16 protein-coding genes and 1 pseudogene are annotated in these 18,293 nt (G+C 62.3%); 11 read left to right on the top strand and 6 right to left on the bottom strand.

All coding sequences use genetic code 11. The features are described from left to right. Positions 1 to 75: 75 nt before the first annotated feature. The 5 genes from BA011_RS11470 to BA011_RS11450 all read left to right on the top strand — a co-directional run bounded on the left by BA011_RS11470 (position 76) and on the right by BA011_RS11450 (position 4,768). Positions 76 to 966: a carbohydrate ABC transporter permease gene (locus BA011_RS11470; protein WP_028740943.1), complete on the top strand. Its 891-nt coding sequence runs from the start codon at positions 76 to 78 to the stop codon at positions 964 to 966. A 4-nt stretch (positions 967 to 970) separates the two neighbouring features. Further along, a complete protein-coding gene (locus BA011_RS11465) occupies positions 971 to 1,888 on the top strand; it encodes an ABC transporter permease subunit (RefSeq protein WP_065280553.1) in 918 nt (305 codons plus the stop codon). A gap of 2 nt (positions 1,889 to 1,890) precedes the next feature. Continuing rightward, positions 1,891 to 2,997 carry an ABC transporter ATP-binding protein gene (locus tag BA011_RS11460; protein WP_065280552.1) on the top strand — a complete coding sequence of 369 codons (1,107 nt, stop codon included), beginning with the start codon at positions 1,891 to 1,893 and terminating at the stop codon, positions 2,995 to 2,997. A gap of 113 nt (positions 2,998 to 3,110) precedes the next feature. Further along, entirely contained in the window at positions 3,111 to 3,941 is an 831-nt protein-coding gene (locus BA011_RS11455) for a glycerophosphodiester phosphodiesterase family protein (protein WP_065280551.1), read from the top strand. After that, positions 3,938 to 4,768 (top strand): inositol monophosphatase family protein, encoded by an 831-nt coding sequence (locus tag BA011_RS11450; RefSeq protein WP_065280550.1) that lies wholly within the window; start codon positions 3,938 to 3,940, stop codon positions 4,766 to 4,768. The genes BA011_RS11455 and BA011_RS11450 overlap by 4 nt, the downstream gene beginning before the upstream one ends. A 109-nt stretch (positions 4,769 to 4,877) precedes the next feature. On the opposite strand, the gene BA011_RS11445 is transcribed toward BA011_RS11450, so the two are convergent. Beyond that, positions 4,878 to 5,501, bottom strand: coding sequence for an RNA ligase family protein (locus BA011_RS11445; protein ID WP_065282503.1), 624 nt, complete (start codon positions 5,499 to 5,501; stop codon positions 4,878 to 4,880). A 280-nt stretch (positions 5,502 to 5,781) separates the two neighbouring features. Between BA011_RS11445 and BA011_RS11440 the strand changes: the two genes are divergently transcribed. Then, positions 5,782 to 6,423: a metallophosphoesterase family protein gene (locus BA011_RS11440; RefSeq protein ID WP_065280549.1), complete on the top strand. Its 642-nt coding sequence runs from the start codon at positions 5,782 to 5,784 to the stop codon at positions 6,421 to 6,423. 99 nt (positions 6,424 to 6,522) lie between these two features. On the opposite strand, the gene BA011_RS11435 is transcribed toward BA011_RS11440, so the two are convergent. Beyond that, positions 6,523 to 6,873 carry a hypothetical protein gene (locus tag BA011_RS11435; protein ID WP_065280548.1) on the bottom strand — a complete coding sequence of 117 codons (351 nt, stop codon included), beginning with the start codon at positions 6,871 to 6,873 and terminating at the stop codon, positions 6,523 to 6,525. Positions 6,874 to 6,878: 5 nt separating this feature from the next. Then, positions 6,879 to 7,676: a DUF899 domain-containing protein gene (locus BA011_RS11430; RefSeq protein WP_065280547.1), complete on the bottom strand. Its 798-nt coding sequence runs from the start codon at positions 7,674 to 7,676 to the stop codon at positions 6,879 to 6,881. A 119-nt stretch (positions 7,677 to 7,795) separates the two neighbouring features. Between BA011_RS11430 and BA011_RS11425 the strand changes: the two genes are divergently transcribed. The 3 genes from BA011_RS11425 to BA011_RS11415 all read left to right on the top strand — a co-directional run bounded on the left by BA011_RS11425 (position 7,796) and on the right by BA011_RS11415 (position 10,865). Continuing rightward, complete coding sequence (locus tag BA011_RS11425) at positions 7,796 to 9,016, top strand: DNA-binding protein (RefSeq protein WP_065280546.1); 1,221 nt, start codon at positions 7,796 to 7,798, stop codon at positions 9,014 to 9,016. 49 nt (positions 9,017 to 9,065) lie between these two features. After that, positions 9,066 to 9,722 carry a PQQ-binding-like beta-propeller repeat protein gene (locus BA011_RS11420; protein ID WP_065282502.1) on the top strand — a complete coding sequence of 219 codons (657 nt, stop codon included), beginning with the start codon at positions 9,066 to 9,068 and terminating at the stop codon, positions 9,720 to 9,722. A 228-nt stretch (positions 9,723 to 9,950) separates the two neighbouring features. After that, positions 9,951 to 10,865 (top strand): phosphotriesterase family protein, encoded by a 915-nt coding sequence (locus tag BA011_RS11415; protein WP_065280545.1) that lies wholly within the window; start codon positions 9,951 to 9,953, stop codon positions 10,863 to 10,865. 55 nt (positions 10,866 to 10,920) lie between these two features. Here the strand turns inward: BA011_RS11415 and BA011_RS11410 are convergent, their stop codons facing one another. Both BA011_RS11410 and BA011_RS11405 read right to left on the bottom strand, forming a co-directional pair. After that, entirely contained in the window at positions 10,921 to 11,775 is an 855-nt protein-coding gene (locus BA011_RS11410) for an alpha/beta fold hydrolase (RefSeq protein ID WP_065280544.1), read from the bottom strand. Beyond that, the gene (locus BA011_RS11405) at positions 11,772 to 12,353 is read right to left on the bottom strand and encodes a glutathione S-transferase N-terminal domain-containing protein (protein ID WP_065280543.1); all 582 of its coding nucleotides are present in this window, start codon (positions 12,351 to 12,353) and stop codon (positions 11,772 to 11,774) included. The genes BA011_RS11410 and BA011_RS11405 overlap by 4 nt, the downstream gene beginning before the upstream one ends. A gap of 396 nt (positions 12,354 to 12,749) precedes the next feature. On the opposite strand from BA011_RS11405, the pseudogene BA011_RS44850 reads away from it, so the two are divergent. Further along, a pseudogene (locus BA011_RS44850) lies at positions 12,750 to 15,571 on the top strand (helix-turn-helix transcriptional regulator). A 351-nt stretch (positions 15,572 to 15,922) separates the two neighbouring features. Here BA011_RS44850 and BA011_RS11395 read toward each other — a convergent pair. Beyond that, a complete protein-coding gene (locus BA011_RS11395; protein WP_065280542.1) occupies positions 15,923 to 16,459 on the bottom strand; it encodes a GNAT family N-acetyltransferase in 537 nt (178 codons plus the stop codon). Positions 16,460 to 16,546: 87 nt separating this feature from the next. On the opposite strand from BA011_RS11395, the gene BA011_RS11390 reads away from it, so the two are divergent. Next, entirely contained in the window at positions 16,547 to 18,292 is a 1,746-nt protein-coding gene (locus BA011_RS11390; protein WP_065280541.1) for a sensor histidine kinase, read from the top strand. The last annotated feature ends 1 nt before the right edge of the window (position 18,293 follow it).

Genomic DNA, 18,293 nt, shown 5'->3' with positions numbered 1-18,293 from the left:
GTTTGAACGTCCCGCGCGTCCCACGCACGGGCGCGTCCCGCGCTCCCGTGCGGTCTTCCAATGCAGGGCTTCTCCATGACGTCGGAATCTTCTCTCTTCAGCCATCGCTGGCTGCCGCTTCTGCTGGTAGCGCCGCTCATGCTGCTGATTGCGCTCTTCTTCTACGTGCCGGTTTTTCAAGCCTTCTACTGGTCGTTCTTCCTCGAGCGCCCCTTCGGCGGCGGCTCGATGTTTGTCGGCTGGGATAATTTTGCCCGCGTGTTCTCCGATCCGGAGTTCTGGAAGAGCTGTTGGCGCACCATCGTCTTCATGGTCACTGCCTCAGCGCTTGCGGTGGTGGTCCCGCTGATCCTTGCGGTCGCGGCCGACCGGAAGATCCGCCTGTCGCTGCCGGCGCGTAATGTGCTCGTCTGGCCGAAGGGTGTTGCCGGCGCCTCGATCGGCGTCGTCTTCGCCTTCATCTTCAATCCCTTCGTCGGCGTGCTCGCGCCACTCAACTCAGCCTTTCCCGGCATCTGGGCGCCTGGCATCAACGGCACGGATGCCTTCATCACGCTGATCGCCGCGCATGTCTGGGGCGGCATCCCGTTCAATTTCGTCATCCTGCTCGCCGGCCTGCAGTCGATCCCGAAGACCATGCACCAGGCAGCCGCAATGGATGGGGCAGGGCCGTGGCGGCGCATCTTCGACGTGCAACTGCCGCTCATCATGCCGCAGCTCTTCCTGACGTTGGTGCTCGAGTTCACCGAAAGCGTCACCTCGGCTTTCGCGCTGATCGATACGATCACCCATGGTGGTCCCGGCGGCGCCACCACGCTGCTGGTCTATAAGATCTATACCGACGGCTTCAGCGGCTACGACCTCTCCGGCGCCTCGACCCAGACGGCGATCCTGATGGTCTTCGTTGTCCTCCTCACCGCCGCCCAATTCCTCTTCCTCGGCCGGCGCATCAACTACGAGCGGTGACCCCATGATCGAAAACGCACGTTCCCTCAACATCGCTGCCGGCTTCGTGCTCATCGTCGGCATCGTCTATATCCTCGGGCCGCTCTATCTGACGCTGGCGACAGCCTCGCAGTCCTATGAATTCATCCTGCGCAACGGGCTCGCCTGGTATCCCGGCGACCAGTTTTTCACCAATGCGGCGCACATCTTCACCGAGACGCACATCCCGGTTCAGATGCTGAACAGTCTGGTGGTCGCCTTTGGCGATGCATTCGCGACGTGCGTCCTGTCGCTTCTGTCGGCCTATGCCATCGTCTATTTCAGGGTTCGCTGGGCGAGCGTGGTCTTCGCGCTCATCCTTGCGACCATCATGCTGCCGATCGAGATCCGCGTCATCACCACCTACCAGGTGGCGTCGAACGTGTTTTCGCCGGTCAACGCGCTGCTCGATATCACCGGCCTGAACGGGCTGATCGCCGACTATTTCGGCGCGCCGGTGAAGCTCGAATGGAGCGTGCTGAACACGCATTTCGGCCTGATCGCGCCGCTTGTGGCGCATGGCACCGGTACCTTCCTGTTCCGCCAGTTCTTCCTCACCCTGCCCAAGGATCTGTTCAAGGCGGGGCGCATGGATGGGGCAGGGCCGATCCGCTTTCTCTTCGATATCCTGCTGCCCTTGTCGCGCACCAGCTTCGCCGCGCTCTTCGTGCTGACCTTCCTCAGCGGCTGGACGCAATATCTCTGGCCGCTGGTCGCCGCCTCGACGTCAGACATGCAGACCGCCGTCGTCGGGCTGGCGCGGCTCGTGCCGGATTCGGAAGGAGAGATCCCCGACTTTCCGATGATCATGGCCGGCGCCGTCATCGTTTCCATCATTCCGCTCGCGATGATCGCGCTCCTGCAGCGCTATCTGGTCCAGGGCCTCGCTCTCACGGAGAAATAGGCATGAACGCCATCGACATGGCCATCCGCGCCGCTGCCGCCAACATCACGCTATCAGGCGTCACCAAGGCCTATGACGCCGAGACCGTCGTCATCCCGCCGATGGATGTCGAACTCCGAGCCGGCGAATTCACCGTCGTGCTCGGTCCCTCCGGCTGCGGCAAGTCCACGCTGTTGCAGATGATCGCCGGGCTGGAGCGGGTGAGCGGCGGCACGATCGTCATCGGCGGCCGGCAGGTGCAGGATCTGGAGCCGAAACATCGCGGCTGCGCCATGGTGTTCCAGAACTATGCGCTCTACCCGCATATGAGCGTCTTCGACAACATCGCCTACAGCCTCAAGGTATCAGGCATGGCGAAGGCCGAGCGCATCGAGCGGGTCGGCGCGGTGGCGAAGATGCTCGGGCTGTCGGACTTCCTCGGCCGCAAGCCCGGGCAGCTTTCCGGCGGCCAACGCCAGCGCGTCGCGATCGGCCGCGCCATCGTACGCGAGCCCGGCGTGCTTCTATTCGACGAGCCGCTCTCCAACCTCGACGCTCAGCTCAGGCACGACATGCGTGTCGAGCTTGCCGAACTGCACCGGCGCATCGGCGCCACCACCGTCTTCGTCACCCACGATCAGGTGGAGGCGATGACGCTGGCGGACCGCATCCTCATCCTCAACAAGGGGCGGATCGAACAGTTCGACACGCCGAAAGCGATCTATCACCAGCCGGCCTCGGTCTTCGTCGCCAAATTCATCGGCGCGCCGCCGATGAACATCCTGCCGGTCATCGGCGACGGCACGGTGCTCAGGCTCGCCGACGGGCAGGTGGTGGCGCGAGCCCGGCTTACCGGCGCCTATCAGCTCGGCATCCGGCCCGAGGATATCCTGATCGGTGGCGGGGCCGACGGACAGGTGCTCACATCCGCCCTGCGGTTTCGCGAGGATCTCGGCTCGCACGCGATCCTGGCAGCCGAGCTCGGCGGCTCGGTCGTCAGGATCGCGACGCCCTTCGGCGTCGAGATACCGGATCACAGCCAACTCTCTCTCAATTTCCCTGCCTCCCGCCTGCATCTCTTCGATGCGGAGAGCGGCAGGGCCATACCAGGCGCATTCGGCGCAAACTAGAACATTTCCGTTTTTTTTCCGAAACACGGAAATGTTCTATCTCTTTGTTTTAACACAATTCCGAACGCAAAACAGCTGCGCACTTTTGCTGGAATTGTTCTAGAGGAAGTCCCGTGAAATACATCGACCACATTGCCGACCCGTCGCGCCCCTGCGCCATCGTCGCCCATCGCGGTGCCTGGCATCATGCTCCCGAAAACAGCCTTGCCGCCATCGAGAATGCGATCGCCGGCGGCTATGACATCGTCGAGGTGGATATCCGCCAGAGCACCGACGGCCACTTGTTCATCCTGCATGACGACACGCTCGAGCGCATGGCCGGCATCGATCGCACCCCCGAGGAGATGACGATCGCCGAGATCACCAGCCTGCGGCTGCGTATGGCCGATGGCGGGCCGGACCAGCCGTTCACGACGCAGACCGTTCCGACGCTGGAACAGGTGCTCGAAACCGTACGTGGCCGCATCTTCGTCGATCTCGACCTCAAGGACCTCGAGATGATGAGCATCGTCGCGGCCAAGGTCAAAGAGATGGGCATGGCCGACCAGGTCGATCTCAAGGCTCGCGCCGACACGCCGGAGGCGCTGGCTTGGCTCGCCAGGCAGCCCGGGATCGACGGCATTCCGTTCATGGGCCAGGCGTTCTTCAGGGTCGGGAGCGCCGAAGAGACCGCCAAGGCAGTCATCGCGGTGCGCCCCTTCATGTGCGAAGCCAAGTTCGATGCGCTTGAGACCCTGGCCGGCCAGCACGCGCGCCTGCGCAACGCCGGAATCTCGCTCTGGGTCAACACGCTCGATCCGGTCTCCTGCTGCGGCTTGACCGATAGTGCGGCACTTGCCGATCCCGACGCGATCTGGGGACGGATGATGGCGGCCGGCATCAGCGTCATCCAGACCGACCAGCCCGCCGCGCTTAAGGCCTATATCGAGGCGCGCCGGGCATGAGGGACGTGTCGAACGACATATTCTCCACCATCATGGAGGATATGCGCCGGGCGGCGGAGGCGGAGATCCTGCCCCGCTTCCTCGGCGTCACCGCCGAGGGCATCCGCACCAAGACCGCGCCCGACGATCTGGTGACCGATGCCGATATCGGCGCCGAGTGGCGGCTTACCGAAGCGCTGTCGGCGCACTTTCCCGAGGCGCTGCTGGTCGGCGAGGAGGCGGTCTCCGCCGATCCGTCGATTCTGACGCGGCTTGGCGACGCCGATCTGGCCGTCATCATCGATCCTGTCGACGGCACCTGGAATTTCGCCCATGGCGTGCCGCTGTTCGGCATGATCGTGGCGATCGTCTCGGGCGGCGAGACGGTGGCCGGGCTGATCCACTATCCTGTGACCGGCGATTTCCTTGCCGCCCGGCTGGGGCGAGGGGCGTGGCATATTGCCCGTGATGGCACCAGGACCCGGCTCAGCGTCGCGCCGCCGGGGCCGATCGGGGAGATGCACGGCTTCGTGCCGCTGCATATGTTCCCCGCCGAGGAGCAGCCGGTCTACTCTCGGAGCCTGCTGCACTTTGGCCGCACCACCACATGGCGCTGCTCGGCCTATGAATACCGGGCGGTGGCGACGGGAGCGATGAGCTTTTCGCTCAACGCCGAGCTCAAACCCTGGGACCACGCCGCCGGCGTGCTGATCCATCACGAAGCCGGCGGCCATGGGGCATTGCTCAGCGGCGAAACCTATCGCCCTGCGATGACCAAGGGCCGGCTGCTATTGGCGCCGGATGCGGAGAGTTGGGAGGCGGTCCGGCGGGGTTTTGTCGAGGGGTGATAGCGGTTGTGGTTCGGTTCGGCATTGCGACGGCGTGAAGTTTGGCAGAAGCGCCACCCACCCTCCGTCATTCCTGTGACAGGAATGACGGAGGAGAGGCGAGCGGCCGTCAGGAATTTGCCAAGCGATTGGGGATGAGTTCCGACTGCATCCAATGCGTTTCACTCTGAATGTGGTTGTCCCGCACATACTTGCCCATCCGAACTGGCATTTCGGCTTCCAGGAACGCATCAGCGATCCGAACGACAAACCCCTCCTGCTTGGTCCTATCCAGCGAGGCCGCAGTATCCTCGAACAGGCCGGTTTTGTATGGCCCCCGATACAGAGTCGACACCGGAACGATACTCAGTTCTTCGAATCGAGCGAGAGTCAGATCCCAGGATTGAACTTCGCCGTCGATAATCCAAGCAAAGCCGAGGAAGTATGACGGAAGATCATCATAGCCGATCGAGTGCCGGGCATAGAGGTTCTCACCCACGATGCGTTCGCCATCTGCCAGTTGCGGACTGATGCCGGCAGCAAAAGCCTTAAGCCAATCGCGCGATGAATGGTAACGGCTATCGGGACTACGGGCATGAGACCCGCCCCGATGAATGGTCGTGTTCTCACCATCCATTTTCTCTGTGATGACAAGATCGCCAATCATCAGCCCGTCAAGCTTCGCCATGACCTTATCGTCGCTTGTCGCTCCGGGCGAAATCGGTAGGTGATAGGTTCGTCCGTATTTCTTCATGGTGATGAAGGCATAGCCGTTGGCGACCGCACAATGCAAGGTCGCACCCGTCTGCGGATCGGCATCTTCGATGGTTGGTGCGATGATCATATCGAATTCAAGCGGAAGGAGAGCCAATGGCCATAAATGCCGGAGAACGAGTCGGTTTTCGCGATGGCGGCCGGCTTTCCTTTGCTATGATGCGGTGGACGACGAGCGGCGTGAGCCTCCGCACAAAGTCCTGGCGTGTCTTCTCATCCTTGGCCGCGGGCCGTCGCATTGCAACCGAGAAGCTTGAAACATGCGCTACACATTCGCCATAGGTGATATCCACGGCTGTATCGATCCGCTGAGAAGGATGATCGATCGTATCGAGGCCTATGCGCCTGAAGGCACGGTCGTCTTCCTTGGCGATTATATCGATCGCGGGCCTGACAGCAAAAGTGTCCTCGACCGGATCATTGCCGGTCCATCTGAGCCGTGGAGATGGATCTGCCTGAAAGGCAATCATGAGGATATGATGGTCGCTGCCTATGCCGACGGTCAGAGCAGAGCCGTGTGGCTCGGCAACGGCGGGCTGGAGACCGAAATATCCTATGGCGGCAGGGTTTTGTCGCAGCATCTGCAATGGGCGGCCGATCGTCCGCTCATGCATGTCGATCGGCATCGTATCTTCGTCCACGCCGGCGTCGATCCGAAATTTTCGCTGGACCGGCAGAGCCAGGACGATCTTCTATGGATGCGGTTCCTGGCCGGTCAGCCAGGCGAATATTGGGGCAAGCACCTGGTCCACGGCCATACGCCGTCACGGTCCAATCCGGTGACGACAGGAAACCGCACCAACATCGACAGCGGCTGCGTCTTCGGTGGCAAGCTTTCCTGCGCGGTGTTCGATGACGAGATTGTCGGCGGACCGATCGATTTTATCGCGGTGAGGGCATGAACTTGGGAGGGCCGGCAGGGAGATATTACGGGAGGAGGCAGTGCGGCTTGCTCCATCTTCTCCCCGCTGGGGAGAAGATGGCGCGAGGTCGCCGCCCATTCAGGCCCGCCAGCCGGCGGCGAGCCGCAGCCAGGGCGCCAGGTGGAAGCCGCCCATCAGCAGGTACATGGGCACCATTCCGCCGATCGGGAAGGCATCCGGCGTCGTCGTGCAGATCATGTCGGCGCTGCCGGTCGTGGCCGTCAGCAGCGCCATGACCGCGAATGTCGGGGCGGCGGCGAGCGACAGCCAATCGGCGGTGTGGGCGGCGATCCGGCCGCCCGGGCTCGCCATGCCACTGCTCGGCTTCGCAGCTGATGCGTCTGCTGCGGCGGCCAGCGAGAGCCATTCGGCGGCGTTGAGAGCGGCGTTGCCGTCGGCTCCCTTTGGAGTGTGGGCGGAGAGCAGCATTGGCGTCACTCCTTGCCATACCGGTCGTGGTGGCGCCACCAGGTGCCGGTTTCGTTGCGGCCCTTGGGTGCGCGGTCGAGCCATTGGTACATGCCCCAGAGCCCGTCCAGCCCGCGCGCATAGCTGGAATAGCTATGGTAGACGGCGCCGTCGATAAGCTCGAAGGCGCTGACGCCCGGCCGGTCGCGGGTATAGGTGGGGACATCGGTGCCGGTCATGGCGGCGATCTGAGTGATCGGGGCCTCGCTGTCGCGCGGCTGCCATGCCTGGACAGTCCTGCCCGGGAGGGGTTCGGGGGCGGGCGGTTCGCGGCGGTAATTATAGTCTACCTCGCCCTGGTGCTGCTGCTCGGCGGAGAACCAGACGCTGAAATCGCCGTTGAAGTCGCTGCCGAAGGAGGAGCCCCAGGGAAAGCTCCAGTCCATCCGCTGCTTGAACGCTTCCAGCTTTGCGAGCGGCGCCCGCGAGACCGCCCAAAAGGCGACATCGTGGTTTTCAAGATGAACGAAGACGCCGCTGAAACCGTCGGCGATCGAGGAGCAGGAGGGGCATCCCGCGGTATAATCCGGCCCGAACATGAAGTGATAGACGAGAAGCTGTGAGCGCCCACCGAAGAGATCCTTCAGCGAGACGTTGCCGCCGTCGGTCTCGAAGCGGTATTGCTTGTCGATCCTCACACGCGGCAATTGCTGGCGCTTCGTCGCCAGCGCGTCGCTCTGCCGCGTCAGTTCCTTCTCCTCCTCGAGCAGATCGAGCCTTGCTGCCAGCCATTGCTGGCGTGTTGCGTTCAGCTGTGCCGTCATGGGTCTTCTCCTTTGCCTGTCTCTCGTCGTAGCATCCGGCGCAGGCCTGCTTGCCGGTCGACGACAAATCTAAGGCTGGGTGGGGAAGTGGTGGGAGTGACAAGTGTGACGGGATTTGAATGGACTCGCTGATCACGGCAGCGGCGCGGGCGCTGGCAGTGGGAGATGCGCTCGGCGCGCTGAAGCGGGTGGCGCTGCGCGACGATGCGCCGGCGCTGGCGTTGCGCGGCATTGCGATGGCGCAGCTCGGCGATCTCGTCCGTGCCAAGGCGCTGCTGAAGAGTGCGGCGCGTGCTTTCGGCCCGCGGGAGGCGGTGGCGCGAGCCCGCTGCGTGGTCGCCGAGGCCGAGATCGCGCTGGTCTCGCGCGATCTCACCTGGCCGCCCAAAGCGCTGGAGGCGGCGCGCAAGGTGCTCGAAGCGCATGGCGACAGGGTCAATGCCGCCCATGCCAGGAATGTCGAGCTTCGCCGGCTGGTGCTGATCGGCCGGCTCGACGAGGCCGAGCGGGCGCTCGAAACACTCGACCCGACGCCACTACCGCCGGCGGCAAAGGCTGCCCATGAGCTCGTGGTCGCGGGTATCGCGATTAGACGCCTGCAGACCAAAGCGGCGCGTGCGGCGCTTGACCGGGCGAGGCAGGCGGCGCGCGAGGCCGGTATGCCCGTATTGACGGCGGAGGTGGAAAATGCCGCCCGCGTGCTCAGCGCGCCGGTGGCACGGCTGATTTCGCGCTGGCGGGAAAGCCCGCTGCTGCTGGAAGAGGTGGAAGAGCTGCTAGGTGCGGGTGCGCTCGTTGTCGATGCCTGCCGTCATGTCGTGCGCGACGATCAGCTTTCCGTGTCGCTGGCGACGCGGCCGGTGCTCTTCGCGCTCGCCCGCGCGCTCGCCGAAGCCTGGCCGGGGGATATGGCAAGGGGCACGCTCATCGCGCGCGCCTTCCGCGGCAAACATGCCGATGAATCGCATCGTGCGCGGCTGCGCGTCGAGATCGGACGGCTGCGCGCCGAACTGCAGGCGCTCGTCGAGGTCTCGGCGACGAAACGCGGCTTTGCGCTATCGCCGCAGCGCGCCGGCGAGACCGTCGTGCTGGCGCCACTGGTCGAGGGCCAGCATGGGGCGGTGCTTGCCTTTCTCGCCGATGGCGAGGCCTGGTCGAGCTCGGCGCTGGCGATCGCGCTCGGCGCCAGCCCGCGCACCGTGCAGCGGGCGCTGGATTCGCTTGCCGGGGAGGGCAAGGTGCAATCCTTCGGGCGCGGGCGGGGGCGGCGCTGGATGAGCCCGCCGCTGCCCGGTTTCCCGACGATCTTGTTACTCCCGGGACCGCTGCCAAGCGACTAGTATCGCCTGACTGATGAAGATGGCCCTACGGGCGAACAGGATGGAAGAGATGAAAAAATCGGCTGCGACGATCATTCGTGAATATGGACCTTTTCCCGGCGCCGAGCGCGTCAATGGCGTCACCTTCGATGGTGAGCACGTCTGGTTCGCCTCAGGTGACAGACTGAATGCGCTCGATCCCGCAAGTGGCGAGGTGGTGCGCTCGATCGAGGTCGCGTCCCATGCCGGTACGGCTTTCGACGGCACGTTTCTCTATCAGATTGCCGAGGATGTCATTCACAAGATCGACCCGAAGACCGGACGTATCCTTTCCACCATCCCGGCGCCTGGCAATGGCGGCGATTCCGGCCTTGCTTGGGCCGAAGGCTCGCTCTGGGTCGGCCAGCACCGGGGCCGCAGGATCCATCAGATCGACCCGGAGACGGGCAAAATCCTGCGCACCATCGAATCCAACCGCGTCGTGACAGGCGTCACCTGGGTCGACGGCCAGCTCTGGCACGGCACCTGGGAGGGCGATGACAGCGACGTCAGGCGCATCGACCCCGAAACCGGCGAAGTGCTGGAGCGGCTGGAGATGCCCGAGGGAACCGGCGTCTCCGGCCTCGAATCCGACGGCGCCGACTGCTTCTTTTGCGGTGGCGGCGCCAGCGGCAAGGTCCGCGCGATCAGCCGGCCGGCGCAGGGCAAGGAGGGGAAGGGGAAGTAGCCGATGCGACGTTGAAGAGGCCGATGCAGCATATTTCTCTCCAGCGGCAGTCAGCTCGCCAGCAATCCGGGCGCCAAGTTGGAAGTCGAAACCAAGGGTCAAGTATGTGGGGATTTCAACCGAGTGAGCGATTGATTTTGTCACGTGACGATCTACTTTCGCGGGCAGTGTCGAGGCTTCGGTGTCAGGGGCTGTACGCTAAGCCGGTGCGACGGTAGGGGAAAGACTTTGAAACATCTGCGCACGACACTCGGCCCTAAGAGCAAATCCGAACTTGGGATGATCCTGCCGCACGAGCATGTCTTCGTCGACCTCAGGACGCCGGACCAGCCCGGTTATGCTGAAGCAGAGATCGAAGACGTCGTTCGGCTGATGGCCCCTGAGATCGAACGGATCAAGAAGCTCGGTGTGACGGCATTGGTCGAATGCTCGACGGGCGGCGTCGGACGCCGTGCGGATATCGATCTTGCCGTGTCACTTGCGACGGATTTTCCAATCGTCGTTCCCACCGGCAATTACCGCGAGCCTTGGATTCCCGAATGGGTCCGCCAGGCCTCCGAGAAGGAGCTGGAGGCGTGGATGCTCCGCGAGCTGACGGAGCAGATCGACGAGACCGGGTTCCAGGCAGGCTGGATCAAGCTCAGCGCCGGCGATGAGGGCATGACGGCGCTCGAGACGAAAATTCTGCGGGCAGCCGCGCGCGCGGCGGCGCAGACAGACGCCGTCATTGGCAGTCATGCGATCAGAGGACGGGTCGTCATGGATCAGCTCGATGTCATCGAGGCGGAGGGCTACCGGGCCGACAGGTTCATCTCGATCCATACGCAGGAAGAAAAGGACTTCGCCTATAACGTCGCCGTCGCCGAGCGAGGCGCCTGGATCGAGTATGACCATGTCGGCCGGGGCGAGGACAACGAGGTGGCTGAGCTGGTGATCAAGGCGTTGGAGGCGGGCTGCGGCGATCGCTTGTTGTTGAGCCATGACCGCGGCTGGTTCGATCCGGCGCTGCCGATGGGCGGGATACCCAAACCGTATACGCATCTTTCCACGGTCTTGCTGCCAGAGCTGAAACGGCGGGGCATAGACGACGGCACCCTGGTGCGCCTGACCCACGACAATCCGTTCGAGGCTTTCGCCCGATAGGGGGAGTGGCCAGGCACGACCCAATATTTCAATCCCCAATGGCTTGTCTCTGTTGCTAGACGCACATCGCTCTTGCGACATGTTCGTCGATGGCGGAAATGATCTTTTCCCAATCTCCGGGGTGAAGTTCGTGGCCGCCACCTTCGATCTTCACGAACTTCGCATCTGTCACAGTCTGCGCGAGTGTCTCTCCGTGCGTCGGCGGAAAGACCGGATCGGCGGTGCCGTGAAGGACGAGAAGCGGCACGTTCATCTCGTCGAGCCGGCCCCGCCATGTCTCGCCGATCTCAAAGAGGACGCTGTGGTTGGTGGCACTCAGATAGCCTCCGGAGCGATCGAAGTCGCGTTCGAGGAAGGCTCGAGTTCCGGCTTCGTCGAATGGATGCGCTATTCCGGCGGACAGGCGCGCATCCTCGACGACGTACGCGACCGCGTCCGCCCGGTCCGACCAGTCCGCCTCCACGGCCATGTGTTCCAGCCAGGCCTCGCCGCTCGGAGGGAAATGGGATGTATCCACACCGACCGGCGAGGTACTGATCGCCGTTAGGGAAAGCACGCGTTCCGGCCTCTTCAGTGCGGCGGCCTGGCCGACCATGCCGCCGAGGGAAAAGCCGACGATATGAGCGCTCGGGATTCCGTAGCCGTCGAGCACGCGGAACACGTCATCGACGGCGTCCTCGAAGGTGTAGCCGGGCCGACCGGGCGGATATTTCGTGGAAAGGCCGGAATCGCGCTGGTCGTAGCGGATCACGAAGCGACCCCGTTCGGCGAGCCGGCGGCAGAATTCCTCCGGCCACCACAGCATCGACGCCATTCCGCCCATGATCAGAAGTAGGGGCGGCTGGTTCGGATTGCCGAAGCTCTGCGTCGCGAGCTCGACCCCGTCAGTGCGGATCATCAGCCCACTCATGCCAAGCCCTCGCGGTGCAGCGCGGCTTGCACCGCCGGCCGTCGTTCGATCCGTGCGATGTATTCGCCTAACGGCTCGGGCAGAGCGAATCCGAGTTGAGCTGCGCCCCACGCGAGTTGGAAAAGATAGGCATCAGCGACCGTGAAGGTCTCTCCGAACAGATAACCCCGCTCAAGTCGGCCGGCGACGAAGCCGAACCAGTGCACTATTTGCTGGCCCGTCGGCTCCCTGACTTCCTTCGGAAGCGATAGGTAGGTGGGAAAGCGCTTGTGAATCTCGGTTGCGAGAAAGCTCAGCATCTCGAGCAGGCGGAAGCGGCCCAGATGACCCTGCGGTGCCAACTCCGGTGCGCGGTCGGCGATCCAAGCCAGGATGGCAACATTTTCGGTCAGCACCTCACCATCGTCGAACATAAGGGCGGGCACATAGCCCGTCGGATTGATGTCTATGTATCGGCCGCCCCCTTCAATCTGCTTCGTCTCTAGGTCGACCTTGACCAGGTCGAATTGAATTCCAGCCTCCAGCATGGCGATGTGGTCCGCCAAGCTGGAGAATCCGGGCGCAGAGTAAAGTTTCATCCAACCGTTCCTTCCTTCGTTTCGTATGTCCATTGTCCAAGAAGAGGTGGGCAGCGTCGGGCGGTTACCCGATCGCCCACGCATAAATGTTCCCTTCATGTCCGGATACTGTAGCTAAGGTGGGGGGTGCCGCATCGGGCATATTGAGTAGGACCGGTTTGAAATGCATGTCCGGGGGCATAGAAATTCAGTCGACCGACCGCCGCACCTCTGCCTTTGGAAGGTCGGCCTGCTGGTGTTTACAAACCGTCGGGTTCGGGCAGCCTGCTGCCGGTTGTACACATGGGATGATTATGGCTTCATCTCTGCAACCTCGAATTCCAAGTATCGGAGCATTTTGTGTCGATTTTCCGTAAAAGGGCGCGGTTTTCGGGCAGAGCCGCAGAACTCAATTCCATGGAAACTGCTTTCCGAGATGTCTCTGGCGGTCGGCAATGTTGCATTCTTCTCGGGGCAGAAGCAGGTGGCGGGAAAAGCCGGCTGGTCGACGAGTTCGCCGACCGACTCTCAGGCCGGGCCTTGATCCTAAAAGGTGGGTGCATTGAGCAACGGGAATCGGCCTTACCTTACGCGCCTATTACAGCTCTATTGCATGAATTGGTTCGTCTGCGCGGCCAGTCCGCAGTCGGATCGCTTGTCAGTGGCGAGGGTACTCGAGAACTGGCCTGGCTTCTTCCCGAACTCGGCGAGACCTCCGAGCGATTTGATGCAGGCATCGCAAGGTCGCGGCTGTTCGAGACACTTCGAAAGTTGTTCGAGGAATTGGCGCGCGAGATGCCGCTCGTCCTAGTTATCGAGGACATTCACTGGGCCGATCAGGGAACCTGCGATTTGCTTCGCTTTCTTTCGACGCGGCTGAAGAAAATTCGCCTAATGCTGATCGTCACCTATCGACCCGAGGAGGCGAACGGCCCCAACGCATTGCGGACAACCATCGTGGACCTCTCTCTTTCCGAGGGTTCTGAAGTGCTGAAACTTCCTCGCCTCACCCGCGCGGAGATCGCCATGCAGCTCCAGGGCCTGCTCGGGTCGCCACCAACGCCTGCTATGATCAACAGCTGTATTTGCGGGGCTGCGGAATCCCGCTGTTCACCGAGGCACTTATCGATGCGAGCGGAAGCTTGCGCACAGATGTTCCAGGCTCGCTCAACGATTACCTGCTGAGAGGCGTGAGAGACCTGCCGGCATCCACGGCCGAGTTGTTGAAAGTGATGGCGCTCGGCGGACCGCATATTACCCATTCGCTACTTCGCAACGTGGCGAACAAACCTGACCTCGAACTCGCGGAGTTGTTGCGCCCCGCGATTTCGGCGGGGGTCGTGGCAGCCGATCGTGATGGATATGCGTTCCGCCACGCGCTTATCCAGGACTCTGTGCGGGGCGACCTGATCGCCGGCGAAAAGGTGGCCATCCATCGCTTCTATGCCGATGTTCTCGAACGCGGACCGGTTCCAAGCTACCGGATTTGGCATTCCGTAGCACTCGCGCGTCATCTGCACGGCGCCGGCCAAGCGGAACGTTGCCTAAAATGGGCCTGGCATGCAGCGGCGGAAGCCGCTGCCACTTTCGCCTATGTAGACCAGATGGAGATGCTGAAGCTCGTGTTAGCGGCGTGGCCCGAGGTCGAAGATGCGACTGGGTTGATCGGCGTCGACCATTGCAAGGTGTTGGAACTCGCTGCTGACGCCGCCTGCTGGGCAGCGGAGGCGGAGCAGGGGCTCGCCTTTGTCGAACGCGCACTCGCCGAACTGGATGCCGACGGCGATGGCGAGCAATTGGCGGCGCTTCTTCTGCAGCGCGCGGTAATGCGTCAGCACGCGCTTCTCCCAGGCGAGATCGCAGACCTTGAGCGCGCGCTCGATCATGCAGTCCGTCCCACAAGGTTGCGCGCTGATGCCCTCGGGCAGTTTTCCCGTGCGCTGATTTTACGGGGAGAGTTCGATCGCGCCAGGTGCTTGGGCGAGGAACTGAGGGATTTGGCGGAGAGGCTCGACGATGAGGAATACCGTATCGAGGCACTGATCATTGCGGCGTCGCTGGACAGGGCGCCGAACGTGTCTCGCATCGATGCCCATCGGACCGTCGCAATTCGGGCGGAGCAGGTGTCCATAGGCCGAGTCGAGATTCTTGCGGGCGCAGCACTGCTGCAGGCCCTGCTCGACGCAGGAGAATATGGCCAGATCATTGCGATCGGACCGGCGATTTTTGCGCGGACGGTCGAGCTCGGGCAGGCACGGTATATAGGAGCCTTGGTCGGTTCGCCCCTTTGCCGCGCCTTCTTGGTCTTGGGCCGTGTCTCCGAAGCCACTGAGACATGCGAACGGATGGCGGCGCTGGATCCGCTGCCATTGGGGCTTGTTCACGTCTTCGAATGCCAAGCGGAGATCGCCTTGGCATTAGGGGATGCGAATCGAATTGCTGCAGCGGCAAGATCGTTGCGCGCTCTCCCGTCGGGGCCTCAAGTTGCTAACCGTATGGCGGCCAACCTTCTGAGATTTGACATTGAAAGCTCAGCGTTATCAGGTGACATGGATCAGTCGGCGCTCTTGGTGAGATCTGCTCTGGCGCATCTGGAGAAGCGAGGGAGCGCCTCCTGGCCGCTCCTGGCTTCTGCCATCCGCGTTGCCGTCGATACGAACCAGAGAGACGTTGCTCTGGAACTGGCCGAGCTTGCCGCTCAGGCCCCATGCCGAAATATGGTAGAGCAGACCGAGAGGCTGGCGATTTTGGCTGAGATGTCGCGCGCCACGGTTTCTGATCTCGATGGATGGGCTGCGGTTGCCCAAAGCTGGGCTGGATTGAACCAGCCCTTTCGGCAGGCGTACGCCCTTATGCAAGCAGGTGCCGCCGCAGTGAACGCCGCCAAGCGGGCGAGTGGAGCGCGCCATTTCAGGCACGGTGCGGAGCTTGCTCATTCGATCGGCGCCCGCCTTTTGGCCAACCAGATTGAAGCCCTCGCTGCAAAAGCGCGTATTAATTTACGAGATGAAGAGGATGAGGGGGCGCCGAAGGCGCCCCTCGGCCTGACAGATCGAGAATTCGAGGTCCTCCGGCTAGTCGCGGCTGGCCATAGCAATCGGGAGATCGCGAAGAATCTATTCATTTCCTCGAAAACGGCGAGCGTTCATGTGTCTAACATTTTGAGCAAGCTTTCCGTCTCCAGCCGGGGCGCGGCCGCAGCCGTCGCACACCGGCTCAGGATCATTGATCTGGGATAGAGTTTGTTGGTTCGGATGCACAGTGCGTATACGGATTGGACAAGGAAATTCGGCTGGACCGCAGTGGTCAAGCAAGATTGCGTCCTCAGCCGTCGGCTCCGGAGGGCGACGGCCGCTTCGGCCATCTGTCGATTCTATCGGTGGGTGGCACGCCGATATTTGGTGCGCCACTGCCAGCCTCCCGCGTCGATTCTGCTTATTGTTTGCCGATTGGAAGGCCTCGGAAGTGCTCTATCACTCGCCACGCGACAAGCTTTAATTGCGCGAAGGGCGTTTGTTCCAATTCCAGGCCAAATGATTGATCAGTTGGGCTTGCTGGGGCTTTTCAGAAATCGACGGCGATACCAGGATCTATGAGAAGTCGCGCTCATCGAACAAAAGCGCCATGCTGATCGCATCGATGAACCGGCCATCGATGCACGCCGCACGTCGGACGATGCCTTCAGGCGCAAACCCCACCTTTTCGTAGAGAGCGATAGCACCGGCGTTGTCTTCGTAAACATCGAGTTCGACCCTGACGAAACCGGCTTCCTGCGCCGCTTTCAATGTGGTCTCGATGAGCCTTCGTCCCAGACCTCTGCCGCGATAGACGGGAAGGACCCCCATTCCCAGCCTTCCGCGATGGGCGCGCGACGGGAAGAAATGCCGGCTGATGTCGCACCAACCGACGACCTCGCCTTCAGCGGTGGCAACGAATTGCGGATTGCCCTTCGCAATCATGCCCATCACGAACTCACGAGTCTCGGGCAGGGGCGATGCTTCCAGCATGGACAGGTATTTTTTCTCCCGCGCGACGACGTCCAGCGTACGATGAAAGCTGTCGATATGGACGGCAGCGATCGGCTCGATCCTGATGCCTGACGTATCCGGCGATGCTGCTGCATCCATGTGCTTCTCCTTCAACGATTGCGGAATGCCTATCGGAGACCTGCCGCAGACCCGCACGGGAGCGCATAATTCACGGTCCGTCAACCTTTGCGTGTCAATTTCTCGACAGCGGGCGCCATCAAAAGGTTGCAGGTATTGAAGGTCGGGCTCACATCCCACATTACATTCGTCTTGGTGACGCTCACCTGCGCCGCGGCTGTGTTGCTGTGCGGATTTGCGTGGCTCGCCGCGGTGAAGGTCGACGATCTCTCGTTGCGCCGACAGGCCGACTTCGTCGGCCAAGGATTGGAAGAGCAGATCGCGGCACTTCCGCGGGAGCAGGAAAGCGTCACCAAATGGGACGATGCCTTCCTCTATGCCAAGCAGCGAAACCATGAATGGCTGCTCGACAACGTCGGCCGGTGGACGAGCCAGTATTTCGGGCACGACAGGACCTATATCTTCGACGATACCAATCGCCTGATGTTTGCGTTCCGTGACGGCGCGGATGCCGTGCCGCCGCGGCTCGGTGACGACGATGGCCGAGAAATGACCGCTCTCGCCGGGGAGATGCGCGCCGTTCTCGTCGAGCCGGCTGCAAAGCCCGGTGCCGAGGCGCTCGGGCAACTGGCCGCGGTTCGGACGATCATGATCGGCAACCGGCCGGCAATTGCCAGCGCGCGTCCTATTCTGCCGAGCTCGACCCGGATGCAGATCGAGGCGGGCCAGGAGTTCATCGCCATCTCGGTCAAGTTCATCGATGGAAAAGCTGCCGAAAGCATCGCCCATTACGCGCGGCTCGAAGGATTGCATTTCGCGCCTTCGAAAGGGGAGGACGAGCGGGCGCAGGTGCCTGTGCCGTCCCATGACGGCGGCACGATCGGTTATCTCGTGTGGCCGCCTATCCTGCCCGGATTTATGCTGCTTCAGCAGATCGCGCCGGCGGGACTTGGCTGCCTTGCGCTGCTGATTGCCGTCGTCTTCTGGCTCGGACGAGGTCTGCATCGCACCTCGGTGACCCTGCTGGACAGCCAGGCGCAGCTCACCCACCACCGCAACCATCTGGAAGAGATGGTGGTCGATCGAACGGCCGAGATCGAAAGGCAGAGAGAGGAACTGGATCGCCTGCTGGTGCACGAACGCCAGGTGAATGCGCTCCAGCGCCAGTTCGTCGCCATGGCTTCGCACGAGTTTCGCACGCCGCTCGCCATCATCGACGCCGCTGCCCAGCGGCTCTGCCGCTCGACGACCAACGTCAGCGGCGATTACGTTCACGAAAAAGCCGGCGTGATCCGAAGCGCGGTCGTGCGCATGGTCGATCTGATGGAGAGTATTCTCGCCAACGGCCGGCTCGAAACCGGACAGATCACACTGAAGCGCAGTGAAGGTGATCTGAAAGCCCTGCTCGTCACCTGCTGCGACAGGCAGCGCCATCTCAGCCGCACGCATGTGTTCCATCTCGATCTTGAGCCCATACCGGATGTCTTGACGTTCGACCGCAGCGCGATGGAACAGGTCTTCACCAACCTGATTTCGAACGCCGTCAAATATTCGCCCAACGCGCCTGACATTCATGTTCGCGCCCGGGCCGACGAGAAGACGGTGGAGGTCGCCATTTCCGACAGCGGCATCGGCATGGATGCGGAGGATCTGCCGAAGCTGTTCCAGCCCTATTACCGTGCCCGCAGCGCCACGGGCATTGCCGGAACGGGCATCGGCCTCAACGTCGTCAAGCAGGTCATCGAACTGCATGGCGGCACCGTCGAGGTGACGAGCGAACTCGGCAAAGGCACAACATTCACCATTCTTCTGCCAATAGAGTTTCTATTGTCGGATCAACAAGTCGCAGCTTAAG

This window comes from Rhizobium leguminosarum, from assembly GCF_001679785.1.
GTDB lineage: Bacteria > Pseudomonadota > Alphaproteobacteria > Rhizobiales > Rhizobiaceae > Rhizobium > Rhizobium leguminosarum_R.
The sequence above is the reverse complement of the archived record's forward strand: the minus strand, read 5'-3'. Positions and strand labels throughout refer to the sequence as shown.